Annotated in this window: 18 protein-coding genes; 12 read left to right on the top strand and 6 right to left on the bottom strand. The window is 67.6% G+C overall.

All coding sequences use genetic code 11. The features are described from left to right. Window positions 1-2: 2 nt before the first annotated feature. Window positions 3-824 carry an enoyl-CoA hydratase/isomerase family protein gene (locus A5727_RS16015; RefSeq protein WP_068251289.1) on the bottom strand — a complete coding sequence of 274 codons (822 nt, stop codon included), beginning with the start codon at window positions 822-824 and terminating at the stop codon, window positions 3-5. 81 nt (window positions 825-905) lie between these two features. Here A5727_RS16015 and A5727_RS16020 point away from each other — a divergent pair, with 81 nt between their 5' ends. From A5727_RS16020 to A5727_RS16045, 6 genes are read left to right on the top strand one after another with little or no spacing between them, the layout of a single operon-like run. Further along, window positions 906-2156, top strand: coding sequence for a hotdog family protein (locus A5727_RS16020; RefSeq protein WP_068251292.1), 1251 nt, complete (start codon window positions 906-908; stop codon window positions 2154-2156). Between the two features lie 6 nt (window positions 2157-2162). Then, complete coding sequence (locus tag A5727_RS16025) at window positions 2163-2969, top strand: enoyl-CoA hydratase/isomerase family protein (RefSeq protein WP_068251296.1); 807 nt, start codon at window positions 2163-2165, stop codon at window positions 2967-2969. Next, window positions 2966-4228 (top strand): acyl-CoA dehydrogenase family protein, encoded by a 1263-nt coding sequence (locus A5727_RS16030; RefSeq protein ID WP_068251299.1) that lies wholly within the window; start codon window positions 2966-2968, stop codon window positions 4226-4228. Before A5727_RS16025 ends, A5727_RS16030 begins: the two co-directional genes overlap by 4 nt. After that, the gene (locus tag A5727_RS16035) at window positions 4225-5043 is read left to right on the top strand and encodes an enoyl-CoA hydratase/isomerase family protein (RefSeq protein WP_068251302.1); all 819 of its coding nucleotides are present in this window, start codon (window positions 4225-4227) and stop codon (window positions 5041-5043) included. The genes A5727_RS16030 and A5727_RS16035 overlap by 4 nt, the downstream gene beginning before the upstream one ends. Continuing rightward, complete coding sequence (locus tag A5727_RS16040; RefSeq protein WP_068251306.1) at window positions 5040-5858, top strand: enoyl-CoA hydratase/isomerase family protein; 819 nt, start codon at window positions 5040-5042, stop codon at window positions 5856-5858. The genes A5727_RS16035 and A5727_RS16040 overlap by 4 nt, the downstream gene beginning before the upstream one ends. After that, entirely contained in the window at window positions 5855-7333 is a 1479-nt protein-coding gene (locus tag A5727_RS16045) for a class I adenylate-forming enzyme family protein (RefSeq protein ID WP_068251308.1), read from the top strand. Before A5727_RS16040 ends, A5727_RS16045 begins: the two co-directional genes overlap by 4 nt. On the opposite strand, the gene A5727_RS16050 is transcribed toward A5727_RS16045, so the two are convergent. From A5727_RS16050 to A5727_RS16065, 4 genes are read right to left on the bottom strand one after another with little or no spacing between them, the layout of a single operon-like run. Beyond that, window positions 7275-8843 (bottom strand): class I adenylate-forming enzyme family protein, encoded by a 1569-nt coding sequence (locus A5727_RS16050; protein ID WP_068251311.1) that lies wholly within the window; start codon window positions 8841-8843, stop codon window positions 7275-7277. The two genes, A5727_RS16045 and A5727_RS16050, sit on opposite strands and share 59 nt — an antisense overlap. Before the next feature lie 20 nt (window positions 8844-8863). Further along, a complete protein-coding gene (locus tag A5727_RS16055) occupies window positions 8864-10054 on the bottom strand; it encodes an acyl-CoA dehydrogenase family protein (protein WP_231992095.1) in 1191 nt (396 codons plus the stop codon). Window positions 10055-10059: 5 nt separating this feature from the next. Then, complete coding sequence (locus A5727_RS16060; protein WP_068251314.1) at window positions 10060-11022, bottom strand: acyl-CoA dehydrogenase family protein; 963 nt, start codon at window positions 11020-11022, stop codon at window positions 10060-10062. 6 nt (window positions 11023-11028) lie between these two features. Then, window positions 11029-12225, bottom strand: coding sequence for an amidohydrolase family protein (locus tag A5727_RS16065; protein WP_068251316.1), 1197 nt, complete (start codon window positions 12223-12225; stop codon window positions 11029-11031). A gap of 94 nt (window positions 12226-12319) precedes the next feature. Between A5727_RS16065 and A5727_RS16070 the strand changes: the two genes are divergently transcribed. The 6 genes from A5727_RS16070 (at window position 12320) to A5727_RS16095 (ending at window position 17330) form a co-directional block, all read left to right on the top strand. Continuing rightward, entirely contained in the window at window positions 12320-13441 is a 1122-nt protein-coding gene (locus tag A5727_RS16070) for an acyl-CoA dehydrogenase family protein (protein ID WP_068251318.1), read from the top strand. Window positions 13442-13451: 10 nt separating this feature from the next. Beyond that, window positions 13452-14354 (top strand): TIGR03619 family F420-dependent LLM class oxidoreductase, encoded by a 903-nt coding sequence (locus A5727_RS16075; protein ID WP_068251321.1) that lies wholly within the window; start codon window positions 13452-13454, stop codon window positions 14352-14354. Window positions 14355-14426: 72 nt separating this feature from the next. Further along, window positions 14427-15089, top strand: a complete 663-nt coding sequence (locus A5727_RS16080) for a cysteine hydrolase family protein (protein ID WP_068251324.1) — start codon at window positions 14427-14429, stop codon at window positions 15087-15089. Between the two features lie 62 nt (window positions 15090-15151). After that, complete coding sequence (locus tag A5727_RS16085; protein WP_068251327.1) at window positions 15152-16345, top strand: amidohydrolase family protein; 1194 nt, start codon at window positions 15152-15154, stop codon at window positions 16343-16345. Next, window positions 16342-16818 carry a MaoC family dehydratase gene (locus A5727_RS16090; RefSeq protein ID WP_068251330.1) on the top strand — a complete coding sequence of 159 codons (477 nt, stop codon included), beginning with the start codon at window positions 16342-16344 and terminating at the stop codon, window positions 16816-16818. Before A5727_RS16085 ends, A5727_RS16090 begins: the two co-directional genes overlap by 4 nt. Next, window positions 16815-17330 carry an Rv2253/PknI dimerization domain-containing protein gene (locus A5727_RS16095; RefSeq protein WP_231992096.1) on the top strand — a complete coding sequence of 172 codons (516 nt, stop codon included), beginning with the start codon at window positions 16815-16817 and terminating at the stop codon, window positions 17328-17330. The genes A5727_RS16090 and A5727_RS16095 overlap by 4 nt, the downstream gene beginning before the upstream one ends. 4 nt (window positions 17331-17334) lie before the next feature. Here the strand turns inward: A5727_RS16095 and A5727_RS16100 are convergent, their stop codons facing one another. Continuing rightward, the gene (locus tag A5727_RS16100) at window positions 17335-18828 is read right to left on the bottom strand and encodes an MCE family protein (RefSeq protein ID WP_068251336.1); all 1494 of its coding nucleotides are present in this window, start codon (window positions 18826-18828) and stop codon (window positions 17335-17337) included. Between the last annotated feature and the right edge of the window lie 144 nt (window positions 18829-18972).

The raw sequence follows: 18972 nt of genomic DNA on the forward strand, positions 1-18972 counted from the left end.
GCTCACCATCCGCGGAAGCGTGGTTCGCGCCGTTCGCTGAAGGCCCGCAGGCCCTCGCGCAGGTCGGCGGTGTTCGACACCGCCTCCTGCGCCCATGCCTCCTGCTCGAACGCCCGGTCACGTCCCGACTCGGTCGCCACGGTCAACAGTCTCTTCGTCAGGCCGAGGGCCACCGTGGGCCCTGCGGCCAGACGTGTCGCGAACTGCTCGGCAATGGTGTCCACCTCATGGGGGGCGACCACGCGGTTGGCCAGGCCCAGACGCTCACAGGTGAGCGCGTCGACAGGATCGCCGAGCATCAACAGCTCGGTGGCCCGGCGCAGGCCGACGATCCGGGCGAGCAGGTGGATGGCACCGGAATCAGGCAGTATTCCACGTTTCACGAAGGTCGCGACGAACCGTGCCTCGGTGGACATCACCACGAAATCGCAGGCCAGCATCAGGCTCGCACCGGCTCCGGCGGCGGTGCCACCGACCGCCGCGACAACCGGTTTGTCGCAGTCGAGCACCGCGCCGATCAACCGCTGCCAGCCCTGCTGCAGCATGCGGGCGACGCCCCCCGGCCGGTTCTGACCGCCCGACTCGGAGTTCGGTCCGGTCGCGTGCGGGCCGAGACCGGCACCCGTGCAGAAATGTCGCTCACCCGCGGCCCGCAGCAGGACCGCTCGCACGGATGGATCACCCGATGCATGCAGAAAGACATCGGTGAGGGCATCACGGTCCAACGGCGACAAAGCATTTGCCTCGCCCGGTCGATCAATGGTGATGCGCTGGACGCCGTCCTCGCCAAGGCGGAGGGCAATCCCCGGACCGTCGTCAGTCATATCTCCATCTTGCGATAACGGCGTTTCCGTTTTTCGGGTATCGTGATTTTCACCAAAGTGGGTGGCCATAGGAGGAACCGGATGGGGCAGCCGGGTCAGATCACCGACGAGGGACTGGCCAGGTTGCGGTCCACCATCGGAATCGCGGTGCCGCACCCCCAGCCACCTCACCATCGACGCCCCAATGAGGACACCTTTCGTCATGTGGCCGAGTCCTACGGGGACGCCAACCCGCTGTGGACGGATCCGGAGTACGCGGCCAAGACGGTGTGGGGTGAGTCCATCGCTCCCCCGGCACTCATCGGCGGTGACACGCTGATCGGTGAGGACGAGGTCACCGAACTCTCCGCCGAGGACCGCGCGCTGACCCGCGGGGACCCACTGCGCGGTGTCCATGCCTTCTACGCCGGATCCGCTCGCGAATGGTGGGCCCCCCTGCGCGCCAACCGCCGGGTCTTCCGCCGCAATGCCCTGGTCGCGGTCCTCGACAAACCCAGCGGGTTCGCGGGCAGGGCCGTCCACGAGTGGACCGCACAGGTGTACCGCGACGACGAGGGCACCATCCTGGGCGGCCAGTACCGCAACATGACTCGCACCGAGCGCAGCGCGTCCCGGGAGCGAAACAAGTACAAGGACATCGAACTGAAGACCTGGACGCCCGACGAGATCGACGAGATCGCAGGCCAATACGCAACCGAGAGACCGCGCGGGGCCGAGCCGCGGTGGTGGGAGGACGTCGAGGAGGGCGACACGCTCGGACCGCTGACCAAGGGACCGTTGACCGTCACGGACATGGTGTGTTGGCACGTGGGTATGGGGACGGGAGTCTACGGGGTGCGCCCTCTGAGGCTGGCGTGGGTGAACCGGCAGCGCATCCCGCGGTTCTACACACCCAATGAACACGGCGTCCCCGACGTCGCACAACGCGTGCACTGGGAACCCGAGGCGGCGCGGGAAGTCGGCAACCCGACCACATTCGACTACGGCCGGATGCGGGAGACCTGGCTGATCCACCTGTGCACCGACTGGATGGGCGACGACGCCTGGCTGTGGAAGCTCGACTGCGAGTTCAGACTGTTCAACTACGTGGGAGACCTGCACACCATCACCGGGACGGTGGTGCGCAAGTACGTCGCAGAGGGCCAACGGTGCGCAGTCGATGTCGACCTCGCGGCGACGAACCACCGGGGCGAGGTCACGGCTCCCGGGCACGCCACAATCCTCCTGCCAAGCCGGAAGTCAGGCCCGGTGCGGCTGCCGGATCCCCCCGCGGGAGCGGCCAACCTGGCCGATCTGCTGACAGTGCTCTCGGCCCAGTTCGAGGGGCGCTGAACGACGATGGAGTATCAGAGTGTTCCCGGACTGACGGCCCGACAGATGGGGCCGGTCCTGCACCTGACGCTCGATCGGGCCGAGCGGCGCAACGCCGTCGACGACGGCATGGTCGACGCCATGATCGGCCATCTCGCCCAGGCCGGCACCGACGAGTCCGTGCGCGTGATCCGAATCGCTGCGGCCGGCCCGGACTTCTGCGCAGGGTCGGACCTGATCGCCAGGAACGCCCGCAGCGACCGTCGGCCACGCGTCGGCAGCACGCAGCGCCGCCTGCCGCACAAAGCCAACCGGCTGGTGACGCTCATGCTCGAGACCCAGGTGCCGATCGTGACGGTGGTGCGCGGTTGGGCCACCGGGCTCGGCTTCCACATGGCGCTGGCATCCGACTTCTGCCTGGTGGCCTCGGATGCACGGCTGTGGGAGCCGTTCATGGCGAGAGGGTTCACGCCCGACAGCGGTGCCGCGTGGCTGCTCCCCCGTCTCGTCGGTTTCGTGCGCACCCGCCGACTGCTGCTGCTGGGACAGGAACTCTCGGGTGCGACGGCCGCTGAGTGGGGCATCGTCCACGAAGCGCACGACGACGACCGCCTCGACGAAGCCGCGGACGCGCTGGTCACACACCTCAGCAGTGCACCGACCGTCGCCCTGGGTCTGACAAAGTGGCTGCTTCACAGTGGCCATGGTCTCGACCTCGACCGGCATCTGCAGAACGAAGCCCTCGCACTGGAATTGTCCAGCCGCAGTGACGACTTCAAGGAGGGCCTGGCCGCCTTCCGGGACAAGCGTGAGCCGCACTTCGAGGGTCGATGACGGTGCTCAGGATCGACGGCTCCTCGACACCGGACGACGCGGTGGCCGAAGTCGAGCGCTGGGTTCGTGACGTGGTGCCGCACACGTGGCGCACTGCCGCCGCAGAGGGGCCGCAGGCCCTTCGCGCCGTCCGCAGCCCCGACGACTACCGGGCCTGGTATCCGGAGTTCGCCGCGTCGGGTCTGGTCGTGCCGACGTGGTTGCCCGAGCACGGCGGGATGGGCGTCGGAAACGATGTCGCGCGCGCGATTGAACGCGTCCTGGCGCCGCTGCGACTCACGCGGCTGAATCCCCTGGGCCTCAACAACGCCGCCGCCGCGCTCTTCAGTCATGGCACTGAGGAGCAGCGCCGGCGGTTCCTGCCACCGATCGTGCGGAATGAGGAGAAGTGGTGCCAGTTGTTCAGCGAACCCGGTGCGGGTTCGGACCTCGCGTCGCTGGCCACCAGGGCCGTGCGCGACGGTGCTGAAGACGGGGATGGCGACTGGGTGGTCACCGGCCAGAAAGTCTGGACCACGTGGGCCGACGAGGCGGACTTCGCGATACTGCTGGCCCGCACTGACCCGAATGTGCCCAAGCACCGCGGCATCACCTACTTCCTGCTCGATATGCACCAGCCGGGGGTGGACGTGCGGCCACTGCGACAGATCACCGGCGAAGCCGAATTCAACGAGGTGTTCCTCGACGGTGCGCGCATTCCGGACGCACACCGCGTCGGCGACCTCAACGACGGCTGGCGCGTCAGTGCGTCGACGCTGTCGTCCGAACGGCAGATGGTCTCAGGATCCGGGTCCGGCGGCATGGGCAGGCTCGGTGGGGCCGGTGCGGACAGGCTGATCACCTTGGCGCAGGAGACCGGCCGATGGGACGACCCCGTCGTGCGCTCCAGGGTGATGCGGTTGTGGGCGCAGGAACGGATTCGAGGGTGGACCAACGCGCGTGTCCGCGCGGCACTGTCGGCCGGGCAGTCGCCGGGGCCGGGCGCCTCGATCGGGAAGGTGCATCAGGCGACGCTGAACCAACGGATTCAGGAGTTGATGGTCGATCTGTGCGGCACCGCGGCCACCGCATGGCCGATGACTGACGACGCGGACGACCTGCCCCGCGAGGTGCAGGGGTGGTTGCGAAGCCTGGCCAACAGCACCGAGGGCGGGACCACCGACATCAACAAGAACATCCTGGGTGAGCGGGTGCTGGGGCTCCCCAGGGAGCCCGACCCGTGGAAGGGCAAGCCCTGGAAGGACATTCCGCGCTCATGACGACGTATCAACGCCTGGTTGTGTCGAAGTCCGAAGGCGTCGGCTGGCTGACCCTGAACCGCCCCGAGGCCGGCAACGCGTTCGACTCGCAGATGCTCGACGAACTGGAGACGGCCTGGGCGGAACTGGACGCCGACCCCGACGTCCGCGTGATCGTCAACACCGCGAACGGCAGGGCCTTCTGCACCGGGATGGATGTGGTTCAGGTGGCCCGTGACAAAGACGCCATGCGCAGGCACTCGCGGCGCACCCGCGATGCCGAACTGAAGATCTCCTCGTGGCACTGCGAGGTGTGGAAACCCGTGATCGCCGCTGTCAACGGCGTGTGTGCCGGGGGTGGCCTGCACCTGGTGGCCGACGCCGACATCGTCATCGCCGCGGAATCCGCCTCCTTCGTCGACCCGCACGTCTCGGTGGGTCAGGCGGTCGCCTATGAGGCCATCACCCTGTTGCGCAAGTCACCCATGGAGGCGATCACACGCATGGCGCTGTGCGGCAGAGGAGAACGGATCTCTGCGCAACGTGCCCGCCAACTCGGGATCGTCTCGGAGGTGGTCGCCGACGACGCCCTGCGCTTGACAGCCGGGCGGCTCGCCGCGGCCGCCGCCTCGAATTCTCCTGCCGCCCTGCGTGCCACGAAGCAGGCGCTCTGGGGCTCGCTTGAGGTCGGACTGACCGCGGCCAGGGCGCAGGCCGCACGCGTGGTGGCGGCGCACTGCGATCACCCAGACCGGACCGAGGGCATCCGAGCGCTGTCACAGGGACGTCCGCCCCGCTGGCAACCACTCACGCCGCACACCGTGGAGGCATCATGACCACCGGCCAGCAGACCCCCTATCGCAGACTCGTGGTCGAGCGGCGCGGACCGGTGGGGTGGATCATCAACGACCGCCCCGACCGTCTGAACGCCTACGACAGCGTGATGCGCGACGAGTTCCCCAGGGCGTGGGCCGAACTCGACGAGGATCCGGAGGTGCGCGTCATCGTGCACACCGGCAACGGCCGGGCGTTTCAGGTGGGCGCCGACGTCGACGACCTCGACGGCGAGGGCGTCCTCCAGTTTCAGCAGGCCCTGGACACGTTGGACCTCAAGCTGACCGGATGGCACTGCAACGTCGGAAAACCCATCATCACGGCCGTCAACGGGGTCTGCGCCGGCGGGGGTCTGCACTGGGTCGCCGACGCCGACATCGTCATCGCCGCATCGGATGCCACCTTCGTGGACCCGCACGTGTCCATCGGTCACGTGAGCGCACTCGAAACCATCGCGCTGATGCGCAAGATGCCCGCCGAAGCCGTGCTGCGCATGGCGCTGGTGGGAAGTCACGAGCGACTCAGCGCGCAACGTGCCTACGAACTTGGCATGATCAGCCAGATCGTCGATCCGCCGGAGAGACTGCGCGAAACGGCCCAGGAACTGGCCGAGCGGATCGCGAGGAACTCGCCGGCCGCGATGCGCGCCACGAAGCGGGCCCTGTGGGGGGCGCTGGAGCACGGTCTGACGGACGCCTGCCGAATCGGTGCCACACACCTCACATCAATGTGGGGCCACCCGGACCAGGACGAGGGGCCCGCGGCGTTCGCCGACAAACGTACGCCCGAATGGCTTCCGCTGGAGCGTGATTCGTGAACCTGGCGATGCTGCTCGACGATCTGCCGGAGACGGCCGTGTACTCGCCGGCCGGTGACGTCTCGCGAGACGCACTTCGCGCCAGCGCTGACCGTCTGGCCCAGACACTGGCCGACGTCGGACTGCCCCGGGGCGGGGTGGTTGCCGCGATGCTGCCCAACACCGCCACCACCGTGGCCGCGCTGTTCGGCACATGGCGGGCCCACGGGGTCTACACACCGCTCAACCCGCGCGCAGCCGACGCCGAACTGGACTCGCAGCTTGCGGTGCTTCGACCCGTCGCGGTGGTCACGACCCCCGAATTCGCCACGAGGTTCACCGGGTGCGGGCTGCCGGTCGTAACGGCCAGCGCGCTGGAGTGGTCGGTGCACACGGCCGCGGATCCATCCACCGAAGCGGCCGGCTACGACGACGAAGACGTCGCACTCCTGCAGTTCACCTCGGGCACCACCGGACCGCCGAAGCCGGTTCCCCTGCTGCACAGCACGGTGATCGACCTCATCGACCGACTGCTGGCACGCCTGCGCGGAGCCAAACCCGAAGCCGCGCAACCCCGCCGAGTACCGATGCCCAACCTGGTCCCGTTGTCGCTGTCGCTGTGGGCGGGCATCTATCAGGTGCTGTTCGCCTTCCGGGCAGGTTCCGGCGTGGTCCTCATCGACCGCTTCTCGCCGGCCGAGTTCGCCGCTGCGGTCAAGCGGCATCAGCTGCGGTCCACGGTGCTGCCGCCGGCGGCGCTCACGATGGTGCTGCACGACGACAGTGTGACCGACCTGACGCCACTTCGGATCGTGCGATCCATCACCGCTCCCCTGTCACCCAGTCAGGCGGCCCGGTTCCGGGACAAGTTCGGCGTCCTGGTGCTGAACTCCTACGGGCAGACCGAACTCGGCGGCGAGGTCGTCGGCTGGTCGGCCTCCGACGCCAGGACGTACGGCGAGTCGAAGCTGGGATCCGTGGGGCGCCCACTGCCCGGCATCGACGTTGCCGTCGTCGCCGACGAGGTGATGGTCAGGACGCCGACCACCGCGGCGCGCAGGATCGATCCCAGTTTCCTCGACAGGTTGACCGATGACGGCTGGTTTCACACCGGTGACCTCGGCAGCCTCGATGAGGACGGATTCCTGTGGCTGGACGGTCGGGTGTCCGACATGATCAACCGGGGTGGCCTCAAGGTGTTTCCCGGCAGCGTAGAGGACGTTCTGGTGGCGGCCGACGGGGTCCGCGAGGCAGCGGTCGTCGGTATGCCCGACGACCGTGTCGGTGAGGTGCCGTGGGCGTTCGTGGCTCGAACCGACGATGCGCTGACCGAAGACCAGCTGATCGCGTGGTGCCGCGAACGCCTGACGCCCTACCGGGTTCCGGTTCGTGTCGTGTTCGTCGACGCACTGCCCCGCAACGCCGTCGGCAAGGTGGTCAAGCGGGATCTGACTCTGCACATGGCCGGCCGAAGCGAGCACGAAGTTCGGTCTTGAGGACCTTGCCGGTCAGATTGCGCGGCAGTTCCTCGACGAACTCCAGCCGCTCGGGCGACTTCTGCGCACTCAGGCCGCAGGCCCGACAGTGCGCGGCCAGGGCCTCCAGCGACACCGTCTCCCCTGGATGTGGGACCACAACCGCGCACACCCGTTCTCCGGTCCGCGGGTCGGGAACGCCGATGACGGCGACGTCTGCCACCCCCGGATGCGAAGCGAGCACACCTTCGAGTTCGAGCGCCGAGATGTTCTCGGCATTGCGGATGATGGTGTCCTTGATCCGTCCCGTCACCACCACATTGCCATCGTCGTCGATGCGTCCGCGGTCCCCGGTGCGGAACCACCCCTCGGCGTCGAAGGCCAAAGCGTTCGCCGCATCGTCGACGTAGCCGAGGAAACATTGTGGGCCTTTGAGCCTCAGCTCCCCCTCCTGCCCCTGCCGCACCGGATGCCCGTGGTCGTCGACCACGCGCACCGAGACGCCGGCGACAGGTCGGCCGACGGTGTGGTCGAGCACGTCCGGTGGGCCATCGGGGGCCGGCGATGTCGCCACGGGGAACTCCGTCAGACCCCAAGCGTTGGCGACACCTGCGACGGCCAGCGTCTGACGCACCTGCTGGCCCAGTTCAGCCGTAATGGGTGCGCCCCCGCCGACACAGCCCCGAAGGTCCGGAAACAGGCGTTGTCGGCCGTGGTTACGCTGCGCTGCCATGAATGCGACGAAGAACGGCGTCGCTGTGCCCAGAAGCGTCGGGCGATGGGCGGCCATCGCCTTCGGCGTGTGCTCGGGGTCGAAGGAGTCGAAGAGCACCAGCCGCATTCCGGTCAGCAGGCTCGCAGCCAACATCGCCGCGCCGCCGATGTGCGAGACCGGGAAGGCGATCGGGTTGACGTCGTCACTCGACGCCCCGACCATTCCCACCACGCCCGCGGATCCGGCGATCACCGAACGGTCGCTGTGCCGGATGCCCTTGGGGGCCGCGGTCGTGCCCGAGGAGTAGTAGATCCACCGTGCCGAGCCAGGGTCACGCTCGGGGGCCGGCAGGGACTCGGGGTCGCCGCTGGGCAGCCGGAGGCCGTCGGCGACGGGTGTCTCGTGATCGATGACCAGCACCGCCATCGGCCGTTCGGCCGCCAGACCTTCGGCCAGCGCCAAGTGGTCGAAACCACGCCACCGGCCGGGGACCAGCAACACTTCGGTGCCCAGTTGTGCAGTGACATAACCGACTTCGCTGTGCCGCCAGATCGGAAGGATGGGGTTCTGGACCGCACCGAGCCGGGCCAGCGCCACCATGACCACCATGGTCTCCAGGGTTGTCGGCAACTGCCAGGACACCACGGTGCCCGCCCGAATTCCATATCGGGCCAGCCCCGCCGCGGTGCGCTGGGCCTTGTCGCGCAGTTGGACGTTCGTCAGGGTGCGACCGAAGTCGTCGAGGAGCACGGTGCGGTCCGGGTGGGCGTCCGCCGCGCGGGCCACGAGGTCCCAATAGGTGTCACCCTCGGTCACCGCGTGCCTCCACTCGCCCCTCACTGACTCGGCAGCAGCAGGCGTCGTTTGGCCAGAATGTTGCGCATCATCTCAGAGCTTCCCCCGGACACCGTGTAAGCACGTGACCAGAGCCAACATTCGCGCAGACGCTGCTTGGCCCTCCTGGCCTCCGTATCGGCCGGATCGAGAACCACCGTAGCCGCCAGTTCGGCGCCGTAGGCGGAAACACGGTGATACGTCTCGGCGAAGCTGAGTTTGGCGATCGAACCGTCGCCCGGTTGTTCAGTCCCAGAGACCATCCGTTCGACGTGGTCGTCGATGAACGCCTTGGCCACCTCGACCTCGACCGCCAACTCGGCCACCGTGAGGCGGATGTCGTCTTTCCGCAGCGCGCACGCGCCGTCCACTCGGCCTTGGCGGGCAACGGTCACGAGATCATCGATGAGCAGCTCCAACAGCACGACGTTGCCGCCGATACCGAAGCGTTCGAAGTCCAGACCGGCCATGATGACGGCCCAACCCTGGCCCGCGCTCCCGACCAGGTCGTCGTCGGTCAACTCGACGCCGGTCAGGAACACCTCGTTGACCTCGACGGCGTCACCGATGGTGCGGATCGGCCGTATCTCGACACCCGGGGCCGTCAGAGGCACCGTGAACACCGAGAGTCCGTGGTGGCGTGCCGACCCCGGGTCGGTGCGGATCAGCGCCAGGCCCATGTCCGCCCAATGCGCGTCGGTGATCCAGGTCTTCTGCCCGTCGACGACCCACGTCCCCCGGGGGGTTCTGACCGCGCGGGTGCGCACGGCCGCGATATCGCTTCCGGCGTCGGGCTCACTGAGCAGTTGGCACCAGATGTGCTCACTGCGCCGGATCGGCGGCAGCAGGGTGCGCTTCTGTGCGTCGGACCCGAAATGCAACAGCACATGGGCGGCCAGGTTGACCTGATCGATGGGGCGCGGGGCCCGTGCTCGCAGGATCTCTTCGCTCACTATGCGGTCGTGCAGGGGGTGATGGTCGGCGCGGCCCCCGTACTCGGGCGGCCAGTCGGCCCCGACGAACCCGGCGCCGAAGAGGCCTGCGAACCATTGCCGCAGCATCGTCTCCTGTTCGGGAGTCTCCGGTGCGCGTCGCCCCTCCCGCGCCTCGATGGGCGGAGCGTGTGCAGCGATGAAATCGCGTACATCGCTGCGGAATTCCGTGAGCTGTGCTGCGCTGGGGCGCTCGGTCATCGGGCTCACCATCCCCACATCCCCGCGAGCTGACCGCGGCTGTCCCGTACTGACTTCAGCAGATGGCCGTTGGTGAACACCCGGCGCAGCTCGTGATGCAGCGGGTACTCCCAGGTGAAGCCGATCCCCCCGGACAGCTGCATGCACTCATCGACCGCCGCCGTGGCGTGCGCCGTGACGAACGCGTGCGCCACCGCCGACAGCGTCACCGCCTGCGGATCGCCGCCGGCCAGCGCACGGGCCGCCTTCATCACAATGGCGCGCGCTTTGACCTCGAACATCAGGAGGTCCACGAGGCGGTGCTGGACTGCCTGGAAGCTGGCGATGGGCGCACCGAACGCCCGACGATCTCGGAGGTGGCTGGTCAGCCGGGACAGCGTCGCGGCCGCGGCCCCCACCGAGTCCGCTGCCAGCAGCACCCCTGCGGCGGCCAGCAGTTCTTGGGCCCGCGCGGGAGGGCCGATCCGTACGGGCGCCGAGTCGCCCAGCGACACCCGCCACACGGGACGTTGCACGTCGAGCACGTCCTCGTCGTGGCAGCGGATGGCCGTCGAGAGATCGACGACGCCGACGCCGTCGGCGCCGACGGTGACGAGGATGTCGACCTGGTCCGCCCCGGCGATGCGAACTGTGTCCCCGGCGACGGCGACCGCTGCGCGTGCGGTGCCGTCGAGCACGCGAGGCAGCCACTGTGTCCGGTACTCGACCGGAGCCGTCGACAGGGCCGCGGCGGCGACGGTGCCGCCCAGCCACGCCGACAGGTCGCCCGCGCGCCCCAGCTCTTCGGCGATCACGGCCGCCTCGACGGGCATCCATCCCGTGCCGCCGAACTCCTCGCCGACCAGAAGTCCGAGCCAGTCCAGGGCCGCGAGGTCGGCCAGTGAGTCCTGTTGACCACGCCGCGTGAGGAAGTCGCGGGCCGACTCACGGACGAGGACCAGGTCGACGTCGAGGAGGGGGGCGTCCACCGACCGTCAGCCCCGGCGCAACAACTCGACGGCGTTGTCGCGCATGATGCGCCGTTTCGCACCATCGTCAAGCGGATCCAGCAGTTTGACGAAGTCCGCGGGTTCGGCGAGTCCCTCCGCATGCGGGTAGTCCGAACCCATCAGCAGGCAGTCGTCGTAGCCGAGGCGTTCGACGATCGCCGGGATGTCGTCCTCGGGATAGGGCACGACACCGATGTGCCTGCGGAAGATCTCCGACGGCCGTTCGGTGAGCCTGCCCCCGATCCAGGGACCGTTGCGCCCCATCCCCCGGCTCTTGTCCATGTGCACCAGAAACTGCGGCACCCATTCGGCGCCGTGTTCGGCGACCAGCACCTTGAGTCCGGGGAACCGGCCGAACAGGTTGTCGAAGATCAGGGCCGACAGCGTGTCCTCGATAGGGCGCTGACCATAGATGTTCATCCACTGCCAGGCCGACATGTGCCATGCGGCAGGGTCGGGATTGTGTCCCCACGCCGGCGAGATGGCGTTGAAGTACCAGTAGGGCTGAATATGGAAGACCAGGGTGCACCCCGCCTCCTGCAGCCGCGCGTACACCGGGTCGAAGTGGGGGTCGCCGGGTGAGCGTCCGTACGCCGGGCCGGTCGGCAGCAGGACCATCCGAGCGCCCTGGTCGATGATGGCCTCGGTCTCCGCGATCGCCGAGTCGAGGTCGCGCAGTGACAGAAGGGCCGTCGCGTAGAGCCGGTCCTGGTGGTTGAACCCCCAGGTCTCGTCGAACCAGCGGTTGAACGAGCGCAGATTCGCATACAGGGCCTCGGTGTCATCGACATAGTGCTCGCAGGCCAGCGCCATTCCGGCGGGAAAGATCACGGCGCGTTCGACGTTCTGCTGCGCCATCACCTTCAGCCGGGGCTCGCGTTCGAGGTACTCCGGCTGCATGGGCTGCGGTTCGTAGGTCTCGTCGGGGTTGCCCGAGCCCATCTGCTTGAGCATCTCCTTGAGGGAGCCCGGACGGTACGCAAGGTCGAAACCCAATCCGGCCTCGCTGTTGAAGGTCGCGACGCGATGCCCGGCGAGGATCACCTCCTGGCCGTCGGCCGTCCGGATCGGCGCGATGGTGCGATCGTGAAACTCCTTGGGCAGATACCGCGTAAAGGCATCCCGTGTCTCGTAGCAGTGGGTGTCGCAGTCGAAGATCCCGTAATCGAGTTTCGCCGTCATGGTGCGCTCCTTCTCGCGAGAATCGGTATTCTCCGATTTCAGAAAACATACTATCCTCGTTCGGTAATGACCATCCCGTGCTCGGAGGCCCCACGTGGCCGTCAGTGAACGTGACGAACTTCGCGGTGTCGTCAGAAGCTTCCTGCAGAGCAGATCCACCAGCACGCACGTCCGCGAGGCCATGGTGTCCGAACGCGGCTTCGACGACGCCCTGTGGCGGGACATCTGCGGCGAACTGGGCCTCAGCGGCATTGCGGTGCCCGAGGAGTGGGGCGGCGCCGGGGCCGGAATGACCGAACTCACCGTGGTTTTCGAAGAGGCGGGGGCGGCACTGTTGTGCTCGCCGCTCTTCGCCACGGTGGGCCTCGCGGTTCAGGCCGTCCTCTCCAGCGGCGACCGCGAGGCGATGGCGGACCTGGTCCCGCCGTTTCTCGACGGCTCCCGCACCGCGACGGTGATCCTGAACGGAGCACTCGGACCCTGGGCGCCGGAAACCGTGACCCTGACGGCGGAGTACGCAGGCGGCACGCCCCACCTCAGCGGGGAGGCCGCTCTGGTGATCGACGGCCACAGCTGCGACGTCCTCCTGGCCGCCGCGCGGACCGAGGCGGGGCTGTCGTTGTTCGCCGTGGAAGCGGATGTGACCGGGCTGTCACGGCAGCCCCTCGCCGGTCTCGACCGGACCCGCCGGGTGGCGCGGGTGAGCTTCGACAGCACGCCGGCCCGGCTCATCGGAGCCGATGGCGGAGCCGCGCCGAGTCTGGAACACGCCAGCCAGCTGGCGCTGGTCGCGCTGGCCGCCGAGCAGCTCGGAGGCGCACAGCGTTGCCTGGACATGGCCGTCGGATACGCCCGCGATCGCATTCAGTTCGGCCGCCCGATAGGGAGTTTCCAAGCGGTCAAGCATCGCTGCGCCGACATGCTTGTGCTGGTCGAGGGTGCGCGTTCAGCTGTGGAACAGGCGGCTTCCGTCGCGGACGGGGTGGCCGACGACGACGGGCTCGCCGTCACCGCCTCCGTAGCCAAAATGGCCGCGTCGGAGGCCTATGTGGCGGTGGCGCTCGACAACATGCGCGTGCACGGCGGCATCGGATTCACCTGGGAGCACGACGCGCACCTGTATATGCGGCGTGCCAAGGCCACCGAACTGACCTTCGGAAGTCCCGAGGAGCACGCGCAACGCCTGGCTCAGATCGTCGTGAAGGGATCGTCGTGAAGGGAGCATTGTGACCGTCGCCTACTCGCTCGAACTGCCCACCCACCGGGTGGACGCGGAATCCGAGTTCGTCTCGGCCGAGGCCATCGCGGAGGTGGCGCGGGCCGCAGAGGCCTGTGGATACGGGGCGGTCCACGTCACCGATCATCCGGCACCGGACACGAAGTGGCTGGACCACGGCGGCCACCACGCCCTGGACCCCTTCGTGGCACTGTCATTCGCCGCGGCGGCGACGTCGACCGTCAGACTGCTGACGAACGTGTACATCGCCGGATACCGGAATCCGCTGCTGGGTGCCAAGCAGATCCAGAGCCTGCACGTTCTTTCCGGCGAGCGGCTCATCCTGGGCACCGCGGCCGGATATCTGAAGCCGGAATTTCGCGCGCTGGGGGCTGATTTCGATGAGCGCGGGATGCGCCTCGACGAGGCGCTGGACGTGCTGGACAAGGTTCTGTCGGGTGCCGATGTGGCCTACGCGGGCAGCACCTTCGCGGCCCGGGGGGTCCGCCTGCGGCCCGTGCCGGCCGCCCCGCCGCCGGTGTGGGTCGGCGGAAACAGTCGCGCGGCCATCAAGCGGGCGGTGCATCGCGGTCAGGGCTGGGCGCCCTTCAACACGTTCGGATACGCGAGCGCATCGCGTACGGCTGAGATCTCCACGCTGGACGAATTCGAGGCCGCAATCGGATGGGCGAGGTCCTATGCGGCCCAGATCGGACGAACCGAGCACCTCGACATCTGCTTCTCCGCGGGGAACATGTTGGCCGACAGCCGAAGCACTGACGAGCGTCACTCCGTGATCGACCGTCTGGTCAGTGCGGGTGTCACGTGGCTGACCGTGGCACCCGAAGGTCAGGACCGTGCGGAGGTCATCGAACACGCCAGGGCATTCGCCAAGGAGTTCATCGGGACCTGACCGCCGAGGCGCCCGCACCCCGTCTTCTCGTTCTCTGGAATCCCTTCCGCACAGACGATAACGTCTGTTCTCATGCCGCAGCCCTCGCTTGCAGATCTGCTCGACATCGAGACGACGGCAATCGTCACCCAGGAGTGTCAGGGTGGTGTGGTGGGCCCAGAAGCCGGTCTCCCGATGCTCGCCGACGAGGCGCGACGGGAGGCGATCCCGAACATCGCCGCCCTCCTGGCGGCGGCCCGGTCAGTCGGCGCCACCGTCGTGCACTGCCTCGTGACCCGCAGGCCCGACGGCCGGGGGTCGAACACCAACGCGCGACTGTTCGCCGCGGGGAAGTCATTCGGGGTGGATCTGAGCCCTGGCACGCCCGCGACGTCGGTTCTGCCGGAACTCAACCCCGCCTCCAGCGATCTGGTGCTCACCCGAACACACGGCCTGGGTCCGATGACCGGGACCGACCTGGATCCTGTGCTGCGAAACCTGGGCATTCAAACCATTGTCGGCGTGGGTGTTTCGGTGAACGTCGCGATCACCAACTTCGTGATGGACGCGGTCAACCGCGGGTATCAGTTCGTTCTGCCCAGGGATGCCGTCGCCGGGGTCCCGCGGGAGTATGCCGACTCGGTGATCGACAACACGCTCGCGCTGCTTGCGACCGTCACCACGTCCGCCGACATCATCGACACGTGGACCGAACGCAGTGCCGCCACCCATCTTCTGGATGTTGCCAAGCGATAGTGATAACGTCGGTTTACGCTCAGCGTAAATGCGCATATCCGCAGTTCCCAGGAGGAAAGCCCATGTCTCCGCGCTCACTTCCCTACCCGGTCTTCGACATCGACAATCACATGTACGAGACCGAGGACGCGCTGACGAAGCACCTCCCCCGCGAGCACCGGGGTAAGGTCGGGTACGTCGAGGTCAACGGGCGTCCCAAGCTTGTGGTAAAGGACCACATCAGCCACATGATCCCGAACCCGACATTCGCCCGCGTCGCCAGGCCGGGAAGCGCCGAGGATTACTTCCTGGGAAACAACCCGGAGGGGTTGACATTCCGCGAGTTCGTCGGCGAGGCGATGGATGTGATTCCCGCCTACCAGGCTCCCGAGCCCCGGGTGGCGTTGATGGACGAACTCGGCATCGACCGCTGCGTCATGTACCCCACGCTGGCCAGCCTCATCGAGGAGCGCACCACCGATGACGTCGTGCTGACACATGCGATCATCCATGCTCTCAACGAATGGATGTATGAGCACTGGACATTCGACTATGAGGGCCGCATCTTCGCCACACCGGTGATCACCCTGGCACTGGTCGACAAGGCGATCGAGGAACTGCATTGGTGCCTCGAGCGGAACATGAAGACCTTCCTCGTCCGGCCCGCCCCCGTTCCGAGCCGATTCGGCGGATCCCGGTCGATGGGCCTGCCCGAGTTCGACCCGTTCTGGGAGGAGGTGGTCAAGGCCGGCATTCCGGTCACCATGCACGCCTCCGACAGCGGATACCAGAAACACCTGATGGAATGGGAGGGCGGTGACGAGTACCTGTCCTTCAAGCCGAGCGCGCTGCGTGAAGTCGTGATGGGGCATCGCGCGATCGAGGACACCATGGCCGCGATGATCTGCCACGGTGCGCTCACCAGGTTTCCGGACTTGAAGCTGCTCTGTGTCGAGAACGGCAGCGGCTGGGTCAGGGGGCTCCTCGACCAGTTGGACCGCGCCCAGCGCATCATGCCGAAGGAGTTCGACGAGCACCCGGTGCAGGTGTTCAAGCGCAACGTCTACATCCATCCGTTCCTGGAGGATGACGTCAAGGGTGTCGTGGACATCATGGGCGCCGACCACGTGTTGTTCGGGTCGGACTTCCCGCATCCCGAGGGCATCGGCGATCCGCTGAGCTTCGTCGACCGACTTGTGGGCATCTCAGAGGACGACAAGGCAAAGATCATGGGCGGCAATGCCATGGGACTGCTCGACATTCGCGTGCCGGCATGACGCAGGCGCCCGCCGGACCGGTGGTCTACGACGGCATCGCCGCCTTCGAGGCGCACGTCGGGGAACACCTCGGCTTCAGTCGCTGGTTGACGGTGACCCAGACTGCGATCGACCTCTTCGCCGAGGCGACCGGCGATCATCAGTGGATCCATGTGGATCCCGAGCGGGCCGCGGACGGGCCGTACGGCAGGACCATCGCCCACGGATACCTGACGCTGTCCCTTGTTCCCGTCATGGTGCAGCAGATCTATCGCGTCTCCGGCTTGGCGATGCAGATCAACTACGGGCTCGACAGGATTCGATTTCCCGCACCGGTTCCGGTCGACTCCCGCATCCGCGCGGGCGCCGAACTCCTGCGGGTCGACCGCACCGACCGCGGCGCTCGGGCGACGGTCCGGGTCACCGTAGAGGTCGAGGGCTCGGACCGGCCGGCGTGCGTGGCCGACACCATCGCGGCCATGGTCGAGTCGTGAATGGTCGGCCACTGCGCGCATGCGGCTGGGTGAGCATGATGACGTGCGCCTCGGTTGCGCTCGCGTCAGCTCCCACCGCGGGATCGGAAACCGCCGATCAGGCACTCAACGGCACCTATCAGGCGGTGTCCAATGGCGACTGGGCGAAGACCGACGGTGTCTACCGCGACGAGGTGACGGTGGTGTCGACGTGGACGATCGAGTCCTCGTGCTCTGATCCCCAAACCTGCACCGGGACGGTGACCAGTGATCAGGGCTGGACGGCGGACCTGAAGTTCCAGTCTCAGTCGTGGTGGCTGCGGCGGACCCTGGAGGCCTGGCAACAGTGCCCGGACGGTTCGACGGGCACCGGCCATCAGCTGTTCCGGTTCTACCCCATCGACCGCGCGGAGGCCTCCCCCGGCTCACCCATCCTCGCCGGTGAGGACACCACGACCGGAGACCCCGGGGCGTGTGGCCGCGGGTATCCCATTGAGATTCGGATGCCGTTTCGGCTGACCAAGCTCTCCTGACACCTCAGTGTGGCATCAGATGCTCCCAGTCGGTGGCTGGTGCGACCAGATCGGTTTGTGAAGAGATCGCGCCGTCAGGCCCGACGTACTGTCCGGTGTTCGGGTTGTACGGCACGACCGCGACCGGCGGCGCGGGCTCACCCGGTGGCGTCCCCGTGGGCTCACCCGGCGAAGGCCCCGCAGGCGGCGGCAGTGGTGTGCCCTCGATCGGACCGAAGATTCTCTCGTTCTCCGTCACTCTGCTGTCCGGCGGAACGCCCTGCGCGATCAGATTGGGGTCGATGGGATACGGGCCGAGCGCATGCTGGCGGGTGGCCAGCGGTCGATAGGGCTGGTCGCTGTTGCAGATCTGCACCGTGGGCGCCCGCTTTCCCGGATGTTCCATGCACGGGGAGTTGCGGGCTCCGCGGACGCTGATCGGCGAATCCTGAGGAAGTTTGCAGTAGAGCCCGTCGGGGGTGTCGATGTCGGTTTCGTCTGCGGGCGAGCGCCAGGATGACGGCGGCAGGAAACCGACGGTGCACACGGGCGGGTCGGCAATGCTGATCCCGAAGTCCGACAACGGGATTCCGGTCGGGTTGTTCGTCGCCACCGCGAACGACTGGATGCCGGACGCGGTGAGTGGCAACATCACCAGCAGTTGTTCGATGCCCGGCCGGTAGGTGACACCGACCTGACCGACGGATGCGAGGTTGGCCAGCAGCACCGGCAGCGTCGGCTTGACCTGTGCCAGCAGCGTCGACACCTCCCGCATGAAGCCCGGACCGACGCCGAGCAGGGTGCGCAGATCCGGATCGTTGGCAGCGAACTGCTCGGTCACCCCGGCCAGTGCACGTGCCCAGGTTCGGATGGCGTCGGTGCTGTGAACCTGGCTGTCCAGCAGTGGCACCGAGTGGTCGACGAGCGCTCGCGCAGTCTCCCTTTCGGCCGCGAAGTCTCGGCTCAGCGCGGCACTCGAGTCCATCAATGACCCCAGGTCATATCCCGCACCTGCCAGACCTTCATAGGTCTCGTCGATGAGGTTGCCGAGCCGATCCGTGGGCACGGTGGCCAACAGGGCGCTGACCTGGTCCAGCACCGGACCTATCTGCTGAGGCACGGTGACGTCGGCCTGCGGGATCACCGAGTTGTCGCGCAGCAGAGGGCCTCCGGCGCTGCGAGGCACGAGGTCCACGTACTGTTCGCCGACCGCCGAGATGCTGCGCACGTTTGCCTGCACATCAGCGGGCACCTCGGCTCCGCGGTCCAGGGACAGTGTCGCCACAACCTTGTCCGGCTGCAGGTCCAGTCCGGTGACCCTGCCGATCTGCACGCCCCGCATCGTGACATTGCTGAATCTGTACAGACCACCCGACACGGGCAGTTCGAGTTTCACGATGGTGTGCCCGACACCGAGAAGTCTCGGGGCCTGGATGTAGATCAACGCCATGACCGACACACCGAGAACCGACGCGACCAGGAAGACGATCAGCTGGATCCGCACGAACCGGGTGAGCATCACCGGTCCCCTTCCGCGGGGTACGGACCGGCGAAGATGGACGCGTCAGGCCCGACGACGGGCGGTGTGAGAACCGGCGGGTTGACGGGCATCGGCGTCACGTCGACCGGTGGGGGCGGCGGCGGCGGGGGGGGGGGGGGGCGG

The sequence above is a fragment of the Mycobacterium sp. ACS4331 genome, assembly GCF_001667265.1.
In the GTDB taxonomy this organism is placed as follows: domain Bacteria; phylum Actinomycetota; class Actinomycetes; order Mycobacteriales; family Mycobacteriaceae; genus Mycobacterium.